Source organism: Alteriqipengyuania abyssalis (assembly GCF_019857185.1).
GTDB classification, from domain to species: Bacteria; Pseudomonadota; Alphaproteobacteria; order Sphingomonadales; family Sphingomonadaceae; genus Alteriqipengyuania; species Alteriqipengyuania abyssalis.
This window is the reverse complement of the sequence record NZ_JAHWXP010000001.1, coordinates 936,868-956,012: the sequence shown is the minus strand read 5'-3', so window position 1 is coordinate 956,012 and position 19,145 is coordinate 936,868. Positions and strand designations below refer to the sequence as shown.

Below are 19,145 nucleotides of genomic sequence, written 5' to 3'. Positions count from 1 at the left end.
ATTAAGTGCGACCTCCTCGTTCAGATTCTATGCTTTCAAGCAGTGGGTCAAGAATTCGTCTATACTGTCCCAAATTGCTCGCAGGTGATCCGGTGAGGGCGTGAAATTCGGAGAGTGAACGTAGCGATGCAAAGTGTCCACAGAGATAATTTCCTCTGCATGCTGAGCCTTTTTTAACTCGGATAGGTACTTTGCATCAATCACGCTGCTCGAATTTAAATCTTCTGCTACCTTGAGCATCTTCTTAGATAGTTTGTCGTTAGCGTGCACCGTCGTTGGCTTGGTTACATCGATATAGTTCTCGACCGACAATTCGAGTAGCACCCTGAATAAGGCTGATATGGCATTGGGGTGGTCTTCTAATATGAGGTTGAACTGTAATTCTTCCCAAATTGCTCTGTGGCGCTGCAAGCGGCCCGGCCAAGCAATTCCATAGTCAATCTGCGGAATTAGAGTCTCTCGTTTTCGCGGCCGAGAAGCGGGTGAGGGCCGGGGCGGTTTAGGCGATGGTGAGGGGCGAGGAGTAAAACTTGGACGATCAATCGCATCTGAGGCGGTCGGGAGGATGCCTTCCTTCTCCAAACTGTCCAGATAATTTGCTTTCCCCTCGACATCCCAAATATCACCGAGAACGACTTTCTTGCTGGCTAGATCTTTAGCCACTCGTTCCATCGCTTTAAGGGCAGCATCTGCATTACGGACATAACTGAAGCGCCCCTTACTCACGCTAATGCCGATGCGATTCCTGAACACCTCAGCTGATAAAAGGCGGTTCAAGTTTGAGCGCGGGATTTTTCGCCTTGGAAGCTTGTTCGCTTCCTTGAGCCTTTTTTCGATCTCGTCGGCGACATTGATTCCGCTGCCGCGTCCGGACCGGGTGACGAAATTTGATTTCATCCGGTCGTCCCACATACTCTGGCCAACGCCATTTTGGCTGCCGGTATGCCGACGAAACAGAATTTCATCGATGCGATCACGATCACGCTCGATCTGGCACTCAATCTTTTCTGGAATAGCGCCGGGCCAGTCATCTTTGAGTTTTTTAAAGAACTGCTGAAGTTCAACCGTTGGAGCTCGGCGCGGATTGGAAATCAACTTAAGGCAGGTGGTGCGCCTGTTGCCGTCGTATACAATATATGTGTCGTCGCTGGGGGAAACTAGCGGAGGGTCGAATACGCCGCGGCTTTGCAGGATGTCCTTGGCCAGATTTCGCATGTGCGTTTCGCGGTTGGAGAATAACCAAGATATCGCTGCTGTTTCGTTTTCTAGCTCGCCATGCCGGTCATTTGCTCTATTGATTACGAGCTTCGAGAGTTCGATTTTTCTGAACGACATTTTCACCCACCTCATGCATCCAGAACCCGGTGTAGTCTATCCAAACGCAAGTCAGCAAGAAATCTGGAGTCGTGCACTAGATTGAATGCGAAGCAGTGAGACTGTCCTACTTAATGTGCTCGCTCTAGAATGGACGCCATGCGCAGGGCCCCACTCTTTCCCGTCGGTTTTTGCGCTCATCCCGCCCCTCGCTTTTTAGCCCTTAGACTGTGTGTCAGGTGTGTCAGATCCCCTACAAAGCGGCTAGGTAAGCGCGCATGAGCGAGACAGTCTACATTCGCCCGATCGGCTTCGCGCCCGGCCCGCAGAGCGAGGAAGGGGACGCGATCCGCCTCGCCGGGGGGCTCGTCTATGCCAGCCGTTTTGCAGTGATCTACCGCCGCGATGGCCAAGTGGTCGAACGCTGGCGCGCTTCTCCCGAAACCATCGCGCAGGTGCTCGGCGAATTGCCCGACAGCGTCGCCGCCGAGGCCGAGGCGCAGTGGGGCAACCTGCGCATGGCGCATCCGGCGCTGGAGCTGGGTGCGCGAACCGTGCGCCTCGACCAGCCGCAGGTGATGGGCATCCTCAACGTCACGCCCGACAGCTTCTCCGACGGGGGCAAGCATGTGGACGATCCGGCGGGCACGCGCGAGGCGATCGGCGCGATGGTCGAGGCGGGGGCCTCCATCATCGACATCGGCGGCGAGAGCACGCGGCCCGGGGCGGAGGCCGTGTGGGAGGAAGAGGAAATCCGCCGCGTCGTCCCCGCAGTCGAAGCCGCCGCCAGCATGGGCGCGGCGGTCAGCATCGATACGCGCCGCGCGGGCACGATGGAGGCCGCGCTGCAGGCCGGCGCAGGGATCGTCAACGATGTCTCAGCGCTGCGCTACGACCCGCGCTCTGCGGAGCTGGTGGCAAAGACCGGCTGCCCGGTGGTGCTGATGCACGCGCCGGGATCGGGCAATGATCTGCATGAGGGTGGGAGCTACGAGAGCGTGGTGTTCGACGTGTTCGACGCGCTTCGCGAACGGCGTGATGCGGCGGTCGCGGCGGGGATCGCGCGGGAGAAAATCCTGCTCGATCCGGGCCTCGGCTTCGGCAAGTCGCTGACCGACAATCTCGCGCTGATCAATGCGCTGCCGCTGTTGCACGCGCTCGGCCAGCCGATCCTGTTCGGCGCGAGCCGTAAGCGGATGATCGGCGCGCTGAGCAAGGAGGCGGCGGCGGATGCGCGGCTCGGCGGGAGCATCGCACTGGCTCTCGCGGCGATGGATGCGGGCGCGCAGCTGCTCCGGGTGCACGACGTGCCGGAGACGGTTCAGGCGCGCGATGTGTGGCGGGGCCTGCGCGATGCGGCGCTGACCGATTTCAGCGATCTGCCCAGTTAGGCGGCGTTACAGCGTGTACCCGCCGTCGCTGGTCAGCACGGTGCCGGTGACGTTGGCGGAGGCGTCGGACAGGAGGTAGCCGATGTCGCGCGCCAGCTCGTCCGCCGTGGCGAAGCGGCCGCGCGGGGTGGTCTTGCCCATCTGCGCAATCACCGCCTCGCGCCCGTGCTCGGCAAACTGGGCTTCGTTGTCGGGCGAGTTCCAGATCGCGGTGTCGACGCCGCCGGGCGCGATCGCGTTGACGCGGATGCCGTGGCCTGCGTTCTCCGCCGCCGCGATCCGCGCCATGTGCGCGACCGCGGCCTTGGAAACGCCATAGGCACCGATGCCGGGCACCGGCTTGAGCCCGGTGATCGACGCGGTGACGACGGCGCTACCACGACCCGTCTTGCGCATCGCGCGCAGGGCAGTGGAGAGAGTGAGGAAGGCACCATCGAGGTTGATCGCCATCACCCGCCGCCACTCGGCAAAGTCGAGATCGGCGATCCGGCCCCCGGTGCCGATCCCGGCGTTGACCACCGCATGGTCGAGCCGGTCGATCTTGGGTTCGAGGCTCTGCCAGAAACCCTCGTCGGCAACGTCGGCCTGGTGGCACTCGACCTCGCACGACAGCCCGAGCTTGCCCAGGCCATCGCCGTCGCGGTCGATCAGGACCAGCTTGCCGATCCCATTGCGGTCGAGCCAGCGGGCGCACGCGGCACCAATGCCGGAAGCGGCCCCGGTGACGAGTGCGGTGCGGTTGGTGAAATCGTATCCCTCGGTCATGCCGAGGGGCTTAGCGGGTTACGCCGCGTTGTCGATGCCTCGGCAACCGGCGCATCCTCGTCACGCCGCTTGGTTTTCCTCGATGTAGGCGTCCGGATCCTTCTCCTCGCGCTCCACATTGGTGACGTGGTCTGCTTCGAAGGCGAGATACTTGATCCCCAGCGCGATCCGCTTTTCCAGCGGCACCCGGCGGCGGAAATCGGTCAGGCCCTGGCGTTCCTCTTCGGAAAGATGCGCGCTGTTCTGGTAGTTCGCCTTGTCGACGCACTTCCACCAGGCGTCCGATCCGACCTCTTCGTTCAGCGCCGCATCGGCGGCGTTGGCGATCTTGTTGTGATCGTCGATCGCGTCTTCGGTCGTCTCGTCCGCACTGTCGGAATCGAGCGCGCCTTTGCCGAGCTGGAGGAGGGTGGGGTAGAAGTACTTCTCTTCCGCCATCGCGTGCGCTTCGAGATGGTCGCGCAGGCGGTTGAAGATTTTCCCGGCCGATTCGAGATCGTCGCGCGCCTCGTCCAGTGCGGCGAACCAGCGGCGCTGGCGGTCGTGGTCGGCGAGAATGCAGTCGACGATATCCATGTGGGCTATTCCTGTTTCCGGCGTAAGATTACGCTCGGAGAACGGGAAATGTCGTGCCGGGTTCCGCCGGCACGGAGCCCGTCAGGCGGCGTTGTCGATCCCCAGGTCGCTCAACTTGCGGTAGAGTGTCGAGCGCCCGATGCCGAGCCTGCGGGCAACCTCGGTCATCCGCCCGCGGTAATGCCCGATGGCGAGGCGGATCACATCGGCCTCGATCTCTTCGAGCGGGCGCAGGTTGCCATCGTCGGTATAGAGCATCACGCCGACCGCTTCCTGCACGTGGTGGCCGCTCCCGGCCTGTTCGCCGATCAGTTCGGAAAGCTGGGGGAAATCGCTGCTGGTCAGCATCTCCGCATCGCAGAACACGGCGGCGCGGAACAGGACCGCCTGCAGCTGGCGGACATTCCCCGGCCAGTCGTAGGCGCACAGCAGGTTGAGCGCGCTGTCGGCGAGGCTGAGATGGCGCAGGCCGGGCTGTTCGCCGATCCGGGCGAGGAAGTGGCGGGCCAGCGCGGCGATGTCTCCCGGCCGCTCGCGCAGCGGTGGCAGGCTGATCCGGGTGGCCGAAATCGCGGCGAGCAGATCCTGGTCGAACTGGCCCTTCGCGGCGAGTTCGGACAGCGGGCGATTGCTCGCCGAAAGCAGGCGGGTGTCGATGCGGAAGCCGTGCGTCGCGCCGATCGGGCGGACGATCCCTTCGTTCAGCGTGGTCGCGAGGCGAGCCTGCTGATCGGCAGACAGGCGGTCGATCTCGTCGAGCACCAGCGTGCCCGTGTCGCAATGCTGCAGCGCGCCCATCTGGCTCTCGAAAGCGCCGGCGAAGGCGCCTTTCTCGTGCCCGAACAGCGCCGATTCGATCGAATTGACCGGCACCCCGGCAACATTGACGAGACGGAAGGGGGCCTTCGCGCGCGGGCTGGTCGCCTGGATCGCGCGCAGCAGCATCTCCTTGCCGGTGCCGCTCTCGCCCTCGATCAGCACGTGGCCGTGCGATCGCGCCGCCTTGGCGGCGCGGGCCAGCGCGATGCGGAAGATCGGGTCGGTCCCGATCATCGCGTCGAAATCGAGCACCGCTGGCATCTTCTCGGTCAGCGGCTGAAGCTCGTTATGGCTCGCCTCGACCCGGGTGGCGCTGCGCAGCGCGCGCATCAGCCGTTCCGGCGCGACCGGCTTGATCAGATAGTCGGTCGCCCCGGCGCGCATCGCCTCGACCGCGAGCAGCGGGCTGGCACTGGTGGTCAGCATCAGAATCGGCAGCGCGGGGCGGCGCTTCTTCAGCTCGGCAATCAGGTCGCACGCGGCATCGCCGGGCACCCACTGGTCGAGGATGATGGCAGATAATTGCATGCCCTGCCGCGTGCCCAGCGTGGCAATCGCGGTTTCGGCATCGTTGACAACCACCGTCCGCCAGCCGTCGCGGGCGGCGAGCGCGGTGACGAGGCGGCTCTGCGCCGGCTCGTCATCGATCAGCATTAGCAAGCGTTCTTCGTGATCGGCCATTTTTCCCCGCCATGCCTGTGCAAGGGAATATGTCCCGTTGCGGTGCAGGGCGCTGGTCTACCTGACGGCGGTAAAGAGCAGATTAAGGCTAGTTTCCCTCGCTCATGCGATAGTGCACAGCAGCAAGAGCTTGAGAATGGCGGGGGGCGAGGATAGACCCTGCCGCGACTAGCGCCTTAACCGGAGAATTTACGCGCCATGGCCGCACAAAACGAAGCCGTTACCAAGGATATCGAAAAGGCTCGCAACACGTACGAACGCTTCATGGGAAGCCTGAAGTTCGCGATCCCGATCATTTGCCTGATCGTGTTCATCGTCGTGCTGCTGATCACGCCCTGACCGCATGAAGATCGCGGTCCTCAAGGAGCAGGCGGCGGGTGAGACGAGGGTCGCATTGACCCCGGAAACCGCCAAGAAGTTCATCGCACTCGGCGCCGAAGTCTCGGTCGAGACAGGCGCGGGAGAGACCGCGGCGATTGCCGATTCGGCTTTTCGCGATGCGGGTGCAAGCGTTGGCCCGGCGGCCGAGGTGGTCAAGGACGCGGGCATCGTGCTCGGCGTTCGGGCGCCCGATCCCGCCGCGCTTTCCGGCGCAAAGCCCGGCGCGAAGGTTGCCGCGCTGTTCGATCCGTTCCGCGATGGCGCGCGGGTCGAGGCCTATGCCAGCGCCGGATACGAAGCGCTGAGCATGGAGTTCATGCCGCGCATCACCCGTGCGCAGAGCATGGACGTACTCTCCAGCCAGTCCAACCTTTCGGGCTACAAGGCGGTGATCGCCGCCGCCGACCAGTATGGCCGCGCGTTCCCGATGATGATGACCGCGGCGGGCACCGTGCAGGCTGCGCGGGTCTTCATCATGGGCGTCGGTGTTGCCGGGCTTCAGGCGATTGCCACGGCCAAGCGCCTCGGCGCGCAGGTCTCCGCGACCGATGTCCGCTCCGCCACGCGCGAGCAGATCGAATCGCTCGGCGCAAAAGCGATCTTCGTCGAGGAAGGCGGGATCGAGGGCGAGGGCAGCGGCGGCTATGCCAGCGAGATGAGCGACGAATACAAGGCCGCGCAGGCCAAGCTCGTCTCCGAACATATCGCCAAGCAGGACATCGTCATCACCACCGCGCTGATCCCGGGACGCCCGGCACCGCGGCTGGTCTCCGACGAACAGATCGCCAGCATGAAACCGGGCAGCGTCATCTTCGATCTTGCCGTCCCGCAAGGGGGCAATGTCGAAGGCGCGGTGGCGGACGAGCTGGTTACCCGCCATGGTGTCACCATCATGGGCTATGCCAACACGCCTGCGCAGCTGGCACCGGATTCGAGCGCTCTGTTCGCGCGCAACCTGTACAACTTCCTCTCCGCCTTCTGGGACGGCGAGGCAGGGGGGCCGGTGCTGGACGAGGAAATCGGCGATGCCGTGCGGCTGACCCAGGGCGGCCAAGTGGTGAACGCGCGGCTGAAGGACGCGGGCTGAGCGATACTGGTGCGCAGGCCGGGGGGCTTAAGAGGGGGGTAAGGTTGCGATGGGGATTCTGAACCAGACCCAGACCACGCCGCAGGGCTTCGTGGACAACCACGGCCATGCCCTGGTGGAGGGGGAAGAGGTCTATTTCGCCTTCCGCACGATCCGCGACTGGATCGCCTTCACCGACTGGCGGATGATCTATGTCGATGTGCAGGGTATCCTGGGCAACAAGAAGGAATACCTGACCGTTCCCTATCGCTCGATCACCGCGTTCTCGATCACCAGCGCGGGCACGATCGACATCGACGCGGAAATCGCGGTGTTCCTCTCCGGCCATCCACCGATCGAGTTCAAGGTCGGCAAGTTCACCAATACCGAGGCGCTGCAAAAGCTGCTCGCCAAGCGGATGAACCTGGTCGAATAGCGCGCGTGCGCGATTTGCCGCAGCGTGCCAATCGGCTAGGGATCGCAGCATGAACATGCGCTCTCTCCTCGCCGCTCCGGCCATCCTCGCCCTTGCGGCCTGCGCGCCGAGCCTGGCGGATGACGTCGATCTCGAAAACGTCGCGCCGGACGACATCGCCTGGATCGACGAGAGCCCGGTCTATCCCAACGCCACCATCGCGCAGAACATCGCCTCTGCTCAGGTTTTCTCGAAACTCGCCGAACTGGTCGAGCGGACCGATCTGGGGGCGACGCTGGACGGGGCAGGGCCGCTGACGATCTTCGCGCCGAGCGATGCGGCGCTGACCGACCTGCCGCCGCACACCGACGAAGCGCTGCGGCGCACGCTGGCCTACCACGTGATCGAAGGCCGGATCGACGCAGGCGAACTCGCCGCGCGGATCGTGGAAGGCGGCGGGTCGTACCAGGCGCAGACGCTGTCCGGAGACACGCTGACCTTCCGCGTCGATGGCGACGGGATCGTGATCGGCGATGGCGCGGGCGGCACTGCGCGCGTGACGATGACCGACCTCAATCAGGCCAATGGCATGATGCACGTGATCGACAAGGTGCTGCTGCCCGCGCAGTGATTCGGCAAATCACGCCGGAAATCCCGTCAGCCTAGCCCTTTGTCCATCGACAGCGCCCGCGCGCCTTGCAATAAGCCTCTTCCATTCGGTTTTGGCCCTCGGGGGGAGGCAAGCTTCTAAGATGGACTTCATTTCCGTCCTGTCGATTTTCGTGCTGGCGTGTTTCGTCGGCTATTACGTGGTCTGGTCGGTCACGCCCGCGCTGCACACGCCGCTGATGGCGGTGACCAACGCGATTTCTTCCGTGATCATCGTCGGCGCGCTGATCGCCAGCGCCGAAGCGGGTAGCGCGACCGCCAAGTGGCTCGGTCTCGCTGCGGTGGTGCTTGCCAGCATCAACATCTTCGGCGGCTTCGCCGTGACCGAGCGGATGCTCGCCATGTACAAGAAGAAGGACAGCAAATGAGCCTTCCTCGCGACGTTGAACCGCTCGCCGTGCCGCCCGGTACCGATTACGGCATGAGCCACGCGGTCGAGACCGCTGCTACCCATGGCCCGACCAACCCCTGGGTTGCGCTTGCCTATCTGGTGGCGGGGGTGTTCTTCATCCTCGCGCTGCGCGGGCTTTCGAGCCCGGCGACCAGCCGCGCGGGCAACCGCAACGGCATGATCGGGATGCTGATCGCGGTGGTCACCGTGATCGTCACCCACGACATAGCCAATATCGTCGAAATCCTGATCGCGATCGCGATCGGCGGGCTGATCGGCTTCACCATCGCGCGCAAGATCGCGATGACGCAGATGCCCGAACTGGTCGCGGGCTTTCACAGCCTCGTCGGCATGGCGGCGGTCCTCGTCGGGCTGGCTGCGTGGATGAACCCCGGCGCGTTTGGCATTCTGGATGCCGAGGGCCAGATCCTGACCGTCAGCCGGATCGAGCTGGGGCTGGGGATCGCCATTGGTGCAATCACCTTCTCCGGTTCCGTCATCGCCTTCCTGAAACTCTCCGGGCGGATGGGCGGCAAGCCGATCATGCTGCCCGGTCGGCACGTCATCAATCTGGGCACGCTCGCCGCGATCATCGCGCTGATTGCGGCGTATGCGATGTCCGCCACGGCGGGTCCGGGCGAGGGCTGGATGATTATCGCGGTCGCGGTGCTGGCATTTGCCATCGGCTTCCTGCTGATCATCCCGATCGGCGGGGCGGACATGCCGGTCGTCGTGTCGATGCTGAACAGCTATTCCGGCTGGGCCGCGGCGGCGATGGGCTTCACGCTGGGCAACACCGCGATGATCATCACCGGCGCGCTGGTCGGTAGCTCTGGCGCGATCCTCAGCTACATCATGTGCCGCGCGATGAACCGCAGCTTCATCTCGGTGATCGCGGGCGGCTTCGGCGCCGACGACAGCGCGGCCGGCGGCGGCGAGGCGCGCGAACAGCGCCCCTACAAGCAGGGCAGCGCCGACGATGCCGCTTTCATGCTGGAGCAGGCGGAGAAGGTGATCATCATCCCCGGCTACGGCATGGCGGTCGCCCAGGCGCAGCATGCGCTGCGCGAGATGGGCGATGTGCTGAAAGCCAAGGGTGTGGACGTGAAATACGCGATCCACCCCGTCGCAGGGCGTATGCCGGGGCACATGAACGTGCTGCTGGCCGAAGCCAACGTGCCCTATGACGAGGTGTTCGAGCTGGAGGATATCAACTCCGAGTTCGCGCAGGCCGACATCGCCTTCATCATCGGCGCCAACGACGTCGTGAACCCAGCGGCGAAGACCGACAAGAGCTCGCCGATCTACGGGATGCCGGTGTTCGATGTGGGCAATGCGAAGCAGGTCTTCTTCATCAAGCGCTCCATGGGCGGGGTCGGCTATGCCGGCGTCGACAACGACGTGTTCTACCTGAACCAGACGACCATGCTGCTGTCCGATGCGAAGAAGATGGTCGAAGAGATCGTCAAGGCACTCGACTGATGCGTTTTCTGCTGGGGCTGGTCCTCCTGGTGGTGCTGGGCGTGGGTGCCTGGCTCTATTGGGGCGGCGGCATGCAGGTGGTCACCGAACACAGCGTGCGGGTTGCGCTGGTCGAGGCGGGCGTGCCCGAAAGCCAGGCCGAATGCATGGCTCCGCGCATGGCCGAGAAGCTTACGCCCCAGCAGCTGCGCAGGCTTGAACGGGTCGCTCCGCAAGAAGGCGAGGCGAAACTGCCGCGCAACGCGGGCGACGCGCTCGATCGCATTCGCCGGGTCGACGATCCCGAGGCGGTCGAAGTGACCATCCGCGCAGCCGCCGCGTGCACTTTCGGCGGGATTTTCGACAAGCTTTAGAGTCCCTTGTCTTCGCCTCAATGCGTGGCACTATGCAACGCATAAGAGGGAGAGAGACATGATCCGCACGCTTATGGCCGCCACCGCGCTGGCCACGCTGGCTTCGCCTGCCTTCGCCGAGACCATTCCGGTCGCACCGGGGGAGGGCGCGCAGGAGCGGTTGCAGGAGGCGCTGATCCTGGCCGAGCCGGGTGACGAGATCTTCCTCCAGGCCGGGCGCTTCGTGCTGACCGACGGCCTCAGCCTCGATGTCGACGGCGTGACGCTGCGCGGTGCAGGAATGCACGCCAGCGTGCTGGACTTCACCGCGCAGGAAGGTTCGGGCGAGGGACTGCTGGTCACCAGCGATGGCGTGACGCTGGTCGATTTCGGGGTCGAGAACCCCAAGGGCGACGGAATCAAGTCCAAGGGGGCGGACGACATCGTCTATTCCCGCGTCCGCGTGACCTGGACCAATGGCCCGGCGAGCACCAACGGCGCCTACGGCCTTTATCCCGTCGAAAGCACGGGCGTGCTGATCGACGGGTGCGAGGTCTCCGGCGCGTCGGACGCGGGTATCTATGTCGGCCAGTCGAGCCGGATCACCGTGCGCAATTCGCTGGCGAGCTACAACGTCGCCGGGATCGAGATCGAGAACAGCCGCAAGGCGATCGTCGAGCGTAACTACGTGACCGGCAATACAGGCGGCATCCTGGTGTTCGACCTGCCCGGCCTGCCGGTGAAGAACGGCGGCGAGGTGCTGGTGCGCAATAATCTGGTCGCGAACAACACCACCGCCAATTTCGCGCCCGAGGGGAATATCGTCGCCAGCGTGCGGCGCGGCACGGGCATCATGGTGATGGCAAACGATACCGTGTGGGTGGGGCAGAACATGCTCTACGACAACCCGACCGCGCCGATCATGGTCATCGCCTATCCGCTGGCCTTCGATGACCCGGAATACAATCCGTATCCGCGTGAGATCAGTGTGGACTGGAACATCGTCGACGAAGGCGGCACCGATCCGCAGTTCGAAGGCGCGGAGCAACTGCTCGCCGCGTTTGGTGGCGCGTTGCCGCCGGTGATGTGGGACGGGCTGGAAGATCCCGAGATGACCACGCTGATGGTCCATCCCGACCTTGCCGGGTGGTCGGTCAATCTTCCCAGGCAGGGCGCGGGCATCGAAGCTGCGCGGCCCGGCAAGCTCGATGTGGGGGCGATCGGCCAGCCGATCAGCATCGAAGGCTGGGGCGCACCCGAGGCGCTGGAAGCACGCCTGCCGTGAGGACGCCCGCTCTCCTGCTGGCCTGCGCCGCGCTGGCGCTGGGTGTCGGCATAGGTGCCAATGCCACCGCACCGGCGATCGACCGCGACGGCGCGATCACCGGTACGGCCTTGCCAAGAACGCTGAGCGAATACGGCTTCTTCCGCGATGCCCCCGCGCAGTCCCCGGCTGAGGGCGTGACGCCCTACCGCCTCAACATGCCGCTGTTCTCGGACGGGGCGGAGAAGCTGCGCTTCGTCTACGTGCCCGACGGGGGCGAGGTTGGCGTTGGCGACCAGACGCTGCTGGATTTCCCGGTCGGAAGCGCGCTGATCAAGACCTTCGCTTTCGGCGAGGGCGCGGATCGCCGCCTGATCGAGACGCGGGTGCTGCTCCACCGGGCCGACGGATGGCTCGCGCTGCCCTATGTGTGGAACGAGGCGCAGACCGAGGCGACGCTCGCGCTGGCGGGCACGCGCGTGCCCGTCACCACGCCCTATGGCGAGCAGATCAATTATCGCGTGCCCAACAAGAACCAGTGCAAGGAATGCCACGGGCTGCAGGGCGCGGTGACGCCCATCGGGCCGAAGGCGCGAAACCTTTCCGCGGAGTGGTTGCAGGCCTTCCTCGGCTCCGTGCCCGAAGGTGCGGATACCATGCCGCGCTGGGAGGATCGCGCCAGTGCCGACGCCACAGGTGCCGCGCGCGCCTATCTCGACGTCAACTGCGCGCATTGCCATCGCCCGGCGGCAACCGCATCGAATTCGGGGCTCGACCTGCGGTGGGAGACCGACGATCCCTACTCGATCGGTGCTGCCAAGCGCCCGGTCGCCGCAGGGCGCGGATCGGGTGGGCTGGAATTCGACATCGTGCCCGGCGATCCCGAAGCCTCGATCCTCGTCTATCGCATGGCGAGCGCCGAGCCGGGCGTCGCGATGCCCGAGCTGGGCAAGGCGACCGTGCACGAGGAAGGCCTCGCGCTGGTCGAGCGGTGGATTGCAGGGATGCCCACGCCATGAAGTGGGTATGGCGAATCCTGCTGCTGCTGGTCGTCCTTCTGGTCGCGGCGTTCTTCATCTTCCGCACGCCCGACACCGACCCGGCGCAGATGCGCGCCAAGTATGGCGGCGCACCGTCGCAATTCGTCGAAATCGACGATGGCGTGACCGTCCACCTGCGTGACGAGGGGCCCAAGGACGCGCCGGCGATCATCCTGCTCCACGGCTCCAATGCGGATCTGCACACCTGGCAGCCATGGGTCGATGCGCTGAAGGGCCGCTACCGCGTGATCCGCTTCGACCAGGTGGGCCACGGGCTGACCGGGCCGGACCCGGACAGCGATTATTCGATTCCCAATTTCGTGTCGGATATCGACGAGGTGGCGAACAGGCTGGGGCTGGATCGCTTCGTGATCGGCGGCAATTCGATGGGCGGCGGGCATGCGGTCGCCTACGCGCTCGCCCATCCCGACCGGGTCGAGGGGCTGATCCTGGTCGATGCTGCCGGCGCGCCGATCCGCAAGGAAGGCAGGGGCAATATCGGCTTCGCCATCGCCCGCACGCCGGTGGTCAACCGGATCATGAACCACATCACCCCGCGCGCCATGATCGAACAATCGCTCCGCGAGACGGTCAGCAATCAGGCCATCGTCACCGACGCGATGGTCGATCGCTATTGGGAATTGCTGCGCTATCCCGGCAACCGCGATGCGACGCGGATCCGTTTCTCCGGCGAATGGAACAGCTTTTCGCAAGACGAGGTGGCGACGATCGATGCGCCCGCGCTGGTCATCTGGGGCGAGGAGGACGGATTGATCCCGGTCGAGGCGGGGCTGTGGTACGATCGCTTTCTGCCTAAGAGCACGCTGGTGGTCTATGAGGGGATCGGCCACCTGCCGCAGGAGGAAGAGGCGCAGCGCAGCGCCGATTATGTCGCGCAATGGCTGTCGCGGCAGCCCTTCGCTGCCCCCGCAAGCCCGTCGCCTGCGCAATGACGGGCATACCTTTGGGGGCGCTCTGGACCTTTTGCACGCTTCCTCGGTAAGGCTGCGCATCCCCCGCAGCTGGATTCGAGGACGTGGTTTTGCGCAAGGTTGGCCTGATTGGCGGTATGAGCTGGGTCTCTACCGGCATGTATTACGAGTGGATCAATCAGGGCGTCGCCAAGCATTGCGGACCGATGGTGTCCGCCCCGCTGCTGATTGAAAGCCTTGATTTCGCAGAGCTTTACGGTCTGACCAAGGATGACGAGTGGGATCGTGCGGCGGAAATCCTCGTCAATTCGGCCAAGCGGCTGGAGGCGGCGGGGGCCGAGGCGCTGGCGATCGCGGCAAATTCGATGCACCGCCTGTACGATCAGGTTGCCGACGCGGTCGACGTGCCGGTGCTGCACATTGCCGATGCGGTGGGCGCGAAGATGAAGACGGCAGGCGCGGTCAACGCCGCGCTGATCGGTACGCGCAACGTGATGACCGAGAGCTTCTATCGCCGCAAGCTGGTCAGCCACGGGATCGACCTGCTGCCGCCCGACATGAGCAATGTCGATCGCACCAACGAGATCATTTACGAAGAGCTGATGCGCGGCAAGGCGAGCCGTCATTCGGAACGCTTCTTCCGCACCATGATCACCAATCTGGAACAGGCCGGGGCGAAGGCGATCGTGCTCGCCTGTACCGAGCTCGACATGGTCATCGATGTCGATGCCAATGTCCTGCCGATCTTCGATTCCGCGCGCATCCACAGCGAAGCGGTGGTCGATTGGATACTGGAGCGGTAAGGGGCACCCACAGCTTCCAGTTTTAGCAAAGGTGATCGTCGGGTGGAGAACAGCGCGGTAATCGAGCGGCCAGTGGATCGCTCCCACCTCGCGGCCGATCCGGCGCGTTCCCGCGGGCGTGAGTTTCCCGGCACGACCGATGAAAGCCGGGGCCCGCGCAGCGCGTTCCAGCGCGACCGCGACCGGATCATCCATTCGATCGCGTTCCGCCGGCTGCGCAGCAAGACGCAGGTCTTCGTCGCGCCCGAGGGTGATCATTACCGCACCCGGCTGACCCACAGCCTCGAAGTCGCGCAGATCGGCCGCGTGATCGCCCGATCGCTGGGGCTGGACGAGGATCTGACCGAGGCGCTGTGCCTTGCGCACGACATCGGCCATCCGCCCTTCGGCCATGCGGGCGAGGATGCGCTGGACGCCGCACTGGCGGATGCGGGCGGGTTCGACCACAACGCGCAGACGCTGCGCACGCTGATGCGTCTGGAAAGCCCCTATTGCACGCATGAGGGGCTGAACCTGAGCTGGGAAGTGCTCGAAGGGCTGGCCAAGCATAACGGCCCGGTCGAGAACCCGCACTGGGCGCTCGCCGCGCTGGACGATGCCTTCCCGCTCGATCTGCATCAGTGGCCCAGCCTGGAGGCGCAGGTCGCCGCGGTCGCGGACGATATTGCCTACGACAACCACGATATCGACGACGGGCTGCGCGCAGGCTTCCTCGAACTCGACGATCTGCTGACGCTGGACTTCATTGCCGATCAGTGGCGCGAGGTCGAACGCCGCTTCCCCCATGCCCCGCGCGACCGGCAATTGCGCGAGCTGGTGCGCGGGCAGATCGGGTGGATGGTCAACGATGTGCTCGCCCACACCCGCGCCTCGACCGAAGGGTTGGACGATCCTTCGCAGATCGCACGGGCGGGGCGGCAGCTGGCAGGGTTTTCGCCCGCGCTCCACGCGGCGGAACGCAGGCTCAAGGCGTTCATGTATGCCAAGCTCTATTACCATCCCGAACAGACCGCGACGGCGGACAAGGCCCATGCCGTTATTGAACAGCTCTGGCATGCCTATTGCGAAGATCCGGCGAGGATGGGATCGGAGTGGGCGGACGGCTTGCCTGCGCAAGAACCGCACCGCAGCAGGCATATCGCGGATTATATCGCGGGCATGTCCGATCGATTCGCGCTAGAACGCATTCGGGAGATCACCGGAAACGCGCCGGACGATCTGAGCAATGTGTAAAGGGGGCACATGAGCAGCCGATTTCGCGTCGCTATGGGGGGAGTGAGCGAGGTCGTGGGGCTGCGCCTGATCCATCAGGCGTTGCATCAGCCGCAGATCCGCCTCGTCGCGCTGACGCTGGGCGAGATCGAGATGCCCCGGGGCAGCCGGATGGAAGTGTTCATCGCCGATGCCGACCGCTGGTCGCGCGTGATGAAGGCGATGCGGCCCAAGGTGTTCATCGTCGGCCTGGGCCCCGCGCTCAATCTCGCCGGGCGCGACGACAGTCCGCTGCGCGCGATCGAGGACGAGGAGGCGGTGGTCGAAATCGCCAAGACCGCACGCTTTGCAGGGGTCGAGCGGCTGATCGCGATCAGCGCCGAAGGGGCGGACCGCTGGTCGCGCGACCGGCATCTGAGCGCCAAGGGCAAGGCTGAGGCCGAGCTGGCGCGGCTCGGGTTCAAGCGGCTCGACATCATCCGCCCCGGCCCGCTGGTCGAAAAGAGCGCACCCGATGGGAGCAAGCTGGCCCGAATAGGCGCGCTGCGCGGTCGCGGCACCGACGTACAGACCGTGGCGGAAGCGATCATGACGCTGAGCCTGCGGCGCACTCCGGGCAAGTTCACCCACGAGGAGGACGGGATAGAGCGCGCTGCGGCGATGCTCTCGCGCGCGCCGACGGGCAGACAGGTGCCGGACGCGGGCACGGAGACGACTGGTCAGGATACCACCGACGCGGACCACCCGCGCGCGGAGCAGGAATAGACGCGATGTGGCAGGCCCTGTTCGATATCACCAACGCGATCGCGCTGATCGGCTGGGTGCTGCTGATCCTGCTGCCCCGGCGCGAGAGCGTGATCTACACCATCCTGTACGGCGCGATCGGCCTGCTATGCGCGACCTATCTGGTGATGCTGGTCGCGCTGGTGGGCAATCTGGTCGATCCGATGCCCGCCGCCGGAGCCGCGGCGGACCCGGGGTTCGACTATTCGGTCGAAGGGCTGATGGCGATGTTTCGTTCTCAGGGCGCGATCGTGGTCGGCTGGACGCACTACCTCGCGCTCGACCTGCTCGCCGGGCTGTGGATCGCCCGCGATGCGGACAGGCTGGGGGCGGGGCGCTTGCTGCAGGTGCCCTACCTCCTCGCGACCTTCATGGCCGGGCCGGCGGGCGTGTTCGCCTGGCTGGTGACGCGCCAGTTCATCGGCGGCGACAAGGCGGCGCGCTGATGGCGCTGGTCGATCAGGATAGCGCGCAGGTCCGTTTCCCGCCGCCGCTGGTGGTGCTGGGATGCCTGCTCGCCGGGCTGGCGCTCGACCGGGTGCTGGGGCTCGCCGCGGTCGATATCGCGGTTCTGCGCCCCGTGGGCGTGGTGATCGGCGCGCTGGGCGTGGCGATCCTCGGCTCGGGACTGATCGGCTTCTTCAGGGCGGGCAATGATCCCGAACCTTGGAAGAAGGATACGCATCTGGTCACCTCGGGCCTCTACCGGTTCAGCCGCAATCCGATGTATCTGGGCATGGTGATGGTCCAGCTGGGTATCGCGCTGTTCTGCCAGAGCATCGGCGGCGTGCTGTCGGTTCCGCTCGCCATTGCGCTGGTCGATCGGTTCGTGATCGCGCGCGAAGAACCCCATCTGCGGGCGACCTTCGGGCGGGATTACGAGAATTATTCCAAACGCGTGCGGCGCTGGCTGTGAGCGCGAAACGCGAAAGCCCCGCCGCACAGCGCAACCGCGAACCTATCGCGGACGTGCTGGCCGATGTTCTGCCCGAACGGGGCATCGTGCTCGAAATGGCGAGCGGCACGGGCGAGCATGTCGTCCATTTTGCGAAGCGTTTTGCGCATCTCGACTGGTATCCGAGCGATCCCGATGCCGAGGCGCGTGCATCGATCGCCGAACATGTCGCGCAGGCCGGGCTTGCGAATGTGATGCCACCGCTCGCTCTCGATGCGTCGGCGAGCGAATGGCCGCTGGACGCTGCCGACGCGATATTGTGCATCAACATGGTCCATATCAGCCCGTGGCAGGCGACCGAGGGGCTGTTTGCGGGCGCCGCGCGGCTGCTGCCGCCGATGGATGGCCCGCTGATTCTCTACGGCCCTTATCTGGAGCGTGAGGTCGAGACAGCGCCGTCCAATCTCGCCTTCGATGAAAGCCTGAAGGCGCGCGATCCCCGCTGGGGCCTGCGCGATCTTGCCGAAGTCGATGCACTGGCGAAGCACCACGGGTTGACGCGCACGTTGCGCGTGGCGATGCCCGCGAACAATCTTATCGTGGTTTACCGCAAGGCCTGACGATCAGCACTGCCGACCGTCAGGATGCCGAGCCTCAGGACGTCTGCGTGAGAGCGGGCTGCTCGTAGTTCTCAGGCGTCAGATCCAGCCGTTCGATCCGCTGCACGGGCTCGCGCACGCGCAATCTGGTGCCGGTGGTCTGGGCGAAGCGCTGGGTGATCGTGTAGCGCTCGATGATGTAGAAGCCCGGAATCTCGCCATCGCGGGCCACGGGGGCATAGCGGCGGCTGTTCACATGCCGTTTGACCTGATCGAGCCAGCCGGTTTCGCCTTGCGAGCGCAGGACTTCGAAATCCTCGACCACGCCGTCCGCATTGACCCAGAAGGCGACGTCCGCCCATGTCGGGTGATTGCGCGACAGCGACGTCAGACGCGCATTCCCGCTATTGGGCCGTGCGGACTCGCGGTCGAGATCCGCATCCGTGTAGAGCGGGGCGGAATAGAGCAGCATCGGCCGTTTTACGCCGCCACGTTCGGCAAAGCGGCGGATCAGATCTTCGGTCGAAGCATCCTTGCCGTCCCTACGATCGACCCGCGCCAGCATGACGTCCGCGATCAGGCCGAGATCCTCGGCACCCTCTAGAGGTTTCTGGCGAATTTCCTGCAATTGCTGGACGAAACGGCGGCGATAGACATCGTTTCTGGTGGTTACGAAACGGCTGTCGTCGAGCAGTGCCTGCCGCAGCCGGGCATAGGTCGCCACGCGCGGCTGACCTGCTGCCAGCGCTTCTTTTTCGACCCGCTCGTAGATGACCCTCGCATCGTCCGGATGGCCGAGCTTGGCGCGGCTGTCGCCGACATCGAGATCGGCGAGCAGGACGCGCGGATCGTTGTCGTCGAAGCCTGCCTCCAGCGCGTCGCGCGCGTCGAGCGTGGCGAGCTTGAAGCTGTTCGCTTCGCCCAGATGCTCGGAGACGCGGGAATAGGCGCGGTACAGGCCCGAAACCTCTTCGGGCAGTCGCTCGTCATAGCGGCTGTTGCGACCGATCGCCTTCTTGAGGATGGAGCTGGCGTCGCGATATTCGCCTGCGACGAACAGATTTTCCGCGTAGGCCAGCGAGGCCGCGATATCTTCTTCCGGAGGGCACCCACGTTCGAGACAGGCGGCGAGATCGCGCGAGGTATTCTCAAGAGACCTCGCGGTGACGACGATGTTAGACTGGTCGTCCGATTGTTGCTGCGCCGATGCGCCAGAGCCGAGGGCCAGCAAGGATACGCTGAGCGGAAGCAGAATACTGCGGGTCATGATAGATTTACCTCACCGTAGCTTCAGGGAGGTTATTTTGTACCATACTTCGCTGCAAACGCCTAATA

At 64.6% G+C, this 19,145-nt stretch carries 22 protein-coding genes; 17 read left to right on the top strand and 5 right to left on the bottom strand.

Annotated elements, in window-relative coordinates:
• Positions 1–27: 27 nt before the first annotated feature.
• On the bottom strand, positions 28–1,335 hold the full coding sequence (locus KYN89_RS04795; RefSeq protein WP_222824022.1) for a ParB N-terminal domain-containing protein: 1,308 nt from the start codon (positions 1,333–1,335) through the stop codon (positions 28–30).
• A gap of 257 nt (positions 1,336–1,592) precedes the next feature.
• Here KYN89_RS04795 and folP point away from each other — a divergent pair, with 257 nt between their 5' ends.
• Entirely contained in the window at positions 1,593–2,705 is a 1,113-nt protein-coding gene (gene folP, locus KYN89_RS04790; protein WP_222824021.1) for a dihydropteroate synthase, read from the top strand.
• A 6-nt stretch (positions 2,706–2,711) separates the two neighbouring features.
• On the opposite strand, the gene KYN89_RS04785 is transcribed toward folP, so the two are convergent.
• The 3 genes from KYN89_RS04785 to KYN89_RS04775 form a co-directional block, all read right to left on the bottom strand.
• A complete protein-coding gene (locus KYN89_RS04785; protein WP_222824020.1) occupies positions 2,712–3,470 on the bottom strand; it encodes an SDR family NAD(P)-dependent oxidoreductase in 759 nt (252 codons plus the stop codon).
• 60 nt (positions 3,471–3,530) lie between these two features.
• Positions 3,531–4,046 carry a hemerythrin domain-containing protein gene (locus tag KYN89_RS04780; RefSeq protein ID WP_222824019.1) on the bottom strand — a complete coding sequence of 172 codons (516 nt, stop codon included), beginning with the start codon at positions 4,044–4,046 and terminating at the stop codon, positions 3,531–3,533.
• 81 nt (positions 4,047–4,127) lie between these two features.
• Entirely contained in the window at positions 4,128–5,546 is a 1,419-nt protein-coding gene (locus KYN89_RS04775; RefSeq protein ID WP_222824018.1) for a sigma-54-dependent transcriptional regulator, read from the bottom strand.
• A 198-nt stretch (positions 5,547–5,744) separates the two neighbouring features.
• Between KYN89_RS04775 and KYN89_RS04770 the strand changes: the two genes are divergently transcribed.
• The 16 genes from KYN89_RS04770 to KYN89_RS04695 all read left to right on the top strand — a co-directional run bounded on the left by KYN89_RS04770 (position 5,745) and on the right by KYN89_RS04695 (position 17,831).
• On the top strand, positions 5,745–5,885 hold the full coding sequence (locus tag KYN89_RS04770) for a hypothetical protein (protein WP_197636581.1): 141 nt from the start codon (positions 5,745–5,747) through the stop codon (positions 5,883–5,885).
• A 4-nt stretch (positions 5,886–5,889) separates the two neighbouring features.
• Positions 5,890–7,014: an NAD(P) transhydrogenase subunit alpha gene (locus tag KYN89_RS04765; protein WP_222824017.1), complete on the top strand. Its 1,125-nt coding sequence runs from the start codon at positions 5,890–5,892 to the stop codon at positions 7,012–7,014.
• A gap of 49 nt (positions 7,015–7,063) precedes the next feature.
• Positions 7,064–7,429: a PH domain-containing protein gene (locus tag KYN89_RS04760; protein WP_010238634.1), complete on the top strand. Its 366-nt coding sequence runs from the start codon at positions 7,064–7,066 to the stop codon at positions 7,427–7,429.
• A gap of 49 nt (positions 7,430–7,478) precedes the next feature.
• On the top strand, positions 7,479–8,039 hold the full coding sequence (locus KYN89_RS04755) for a fasciclin domain-containing protein (protein WP_222824016.1): 561 nt from the start codon (positions 7,479–7,481) through the stop codon (positions 8,037–8,039).
• Between the two features lie 121 nt (positions 8,040–8,160).
• Positions 8,161–8,445, top strand: a complete 285-nt coding sequence (locus KYN89_RS04750; RefSeq protein WP_010238631.1) for an NAD(P) transhydrogenase subunit alpha part 2 — start codon at positions 8,161–8,163, stop codon at positions 8,443–8,445.
• A gap of 53 nt (positions 8,446–8,498) precedes the next feature.
• A complete protein-coding gene (locus tag KYN89_RS04745) occupies positions 8,499–9,950 on the top strand; it encodes an NAD(P)(+) transhydrogenase (Re/Si-specific) subunit beta (RefSeq protein WP_222824113.1) in 1,452 nt (483 codons plus the stop codon).
• Complete coding sequence (locus KYN89_RS04740) at positions 9,950–10,303, top strand: hypothetical protein (RefSeq protein ID WP_010238629.1); 354 nt, start codon at positions 9,950–9,952, stop codon at positions 10,301–10,303. Before KYN89_RS04745 ends, KYN89_RS04740 begins: the two co-directional genes overlap by 1 nt.
• A gap of 58 nt (positions 10,304–10,361) precedes the next feature.
• Positions 10,362–11,567: a parallel beta-helix domain-containing protein gene (locus KYN89_RS04735; protein ID WP_222824015.1), complete on the top strand. Its 1,206-nt coding sequence runs from the start codon at positions 10,362–10,364 to the stop codon at positions 11,565–11,567.
• Complete coding sequence (locus KYN89_RS04730; protein ID WP_222824014.1) at positions 11,564–12,565, top strand: SO2930 family diheme c-type cytochrome; 1,002 nt, start codon at positions 11,564–11,566, stop codon at positions 12,563–12,565. The genes KYN89_RS04735 and KYN89_RS04730 overlap by 4 nt, the downstream gene beginning before the upstream one ends.
• On the top strand, positions 12,562–13,539 hold the full coding sequence (locus KYN89_RS04725) for an alpha/beta fold hydrolase (RefSeq protein WP_222824013.1): 978 nt from the start codon (positions 12,562–12,564) through the stop codon (positions 13,537–13,539). The genes KYN89_RS04730 and KYN89_RS04725 overlap by 4 nt, the downstream gene beginning before the upstream one ends.
• Positions 13,540–13,628: 89 nt before the next feature.
• Positions 13,629–14,321, top strand: a complete 693-nt coding sequence (locus KYN89_RS04720; protein ID WP_222824112.1) for an aspartate/glutamate racemase family protein — start codon at positions 13,629–13,631, stop codon at positions 14,319–14,321.
• Between the two features lie 72 nt (positions 14,322–14,393).
• Complete coding sequence (locus KYN89_RS04715) at positions 14,394–15,554, top strand: deoxyguanosinetriphosphate triphosphohydrolase (RefSeq protein ID WP_346727192.1); 1,161 nt, start codon at positions 14,394–14,396, stop codon at positions 15,552–15,554.
• Positions 15,555–15,563: 9 nt separating this feature from the next.
• Positions 15,564–16,298: an NAD(P)H-binding protein gene (locus KYN89_RS04710; RefSeq protein ID WP_222824011.1), complete on the top strand. Its 735-nt coding sequence runs from the start codon at positions 15,564–15,566 to the stop codon at positions 16,296–16,298.
• Positions 16,299–16,303: 5 nt separating this feature from the next.
• Positions 16,304–16,762: an abscisic acid-deficient protein Aba4 family protein gene (locus tag KYN89_RS04705; protein ID WP_222824010.1), complete on the top strand. Its 459-nt coding sequence runs from the start codon at positions 16,304–16,306 to the stop codon at positions 16,760–16,762.
• Positions 16,762–17,232 carry a methyltransferase family protein gene (locus KYN89_RS04700; RefSeq protein WP_222824009.1) on the top strand — a complete coding sequence of 157 codons (471 nt, stop codon included), beginning with the start codon at positions 16,762–16,764 and terminating at the stop codon, positions 17,230–17,232. The genes KYN89_RS04705 and KYN89_RS04700 overlap by 1 nt, the downstream gene beginning before the upstream one ends.
• Positions 17,229–17,831: a DUF938 domain-containing protein gene (locus tag KYN89_RS04695; RefSeq protein WP_222824008.1), complete on the top strand. Its 603-nt coding sequence runs from the start codon at positions 17,229–17,231 to the stop codon at positions 17,829–17,831. The genes KYN89_RS04700 and KYN89_RS04695 overlap by 4 nt, the downstream gene beginning before the upstream one ends.
• Positions 17,832–17,865: 34 nt before the next feature.
• Here the strand turns inward: KYN89_RS04695 and KYN89_RS04690 are convergent, their stop codons facing one another.
• Positions 17,866–19,077: an energy transducer TonB gene (locus KYN89_RS04690; RefSeq protein WP_222824007.1), complete on the bottom strand. Its 1,212-nt coding sequence runs from the start codon at positions 19,075–19,077 to the stop codon at positions 17,866–17,868.
• Between the last annotated feature and the right edge of the window lie 68 nt (positions 19,078–19,145).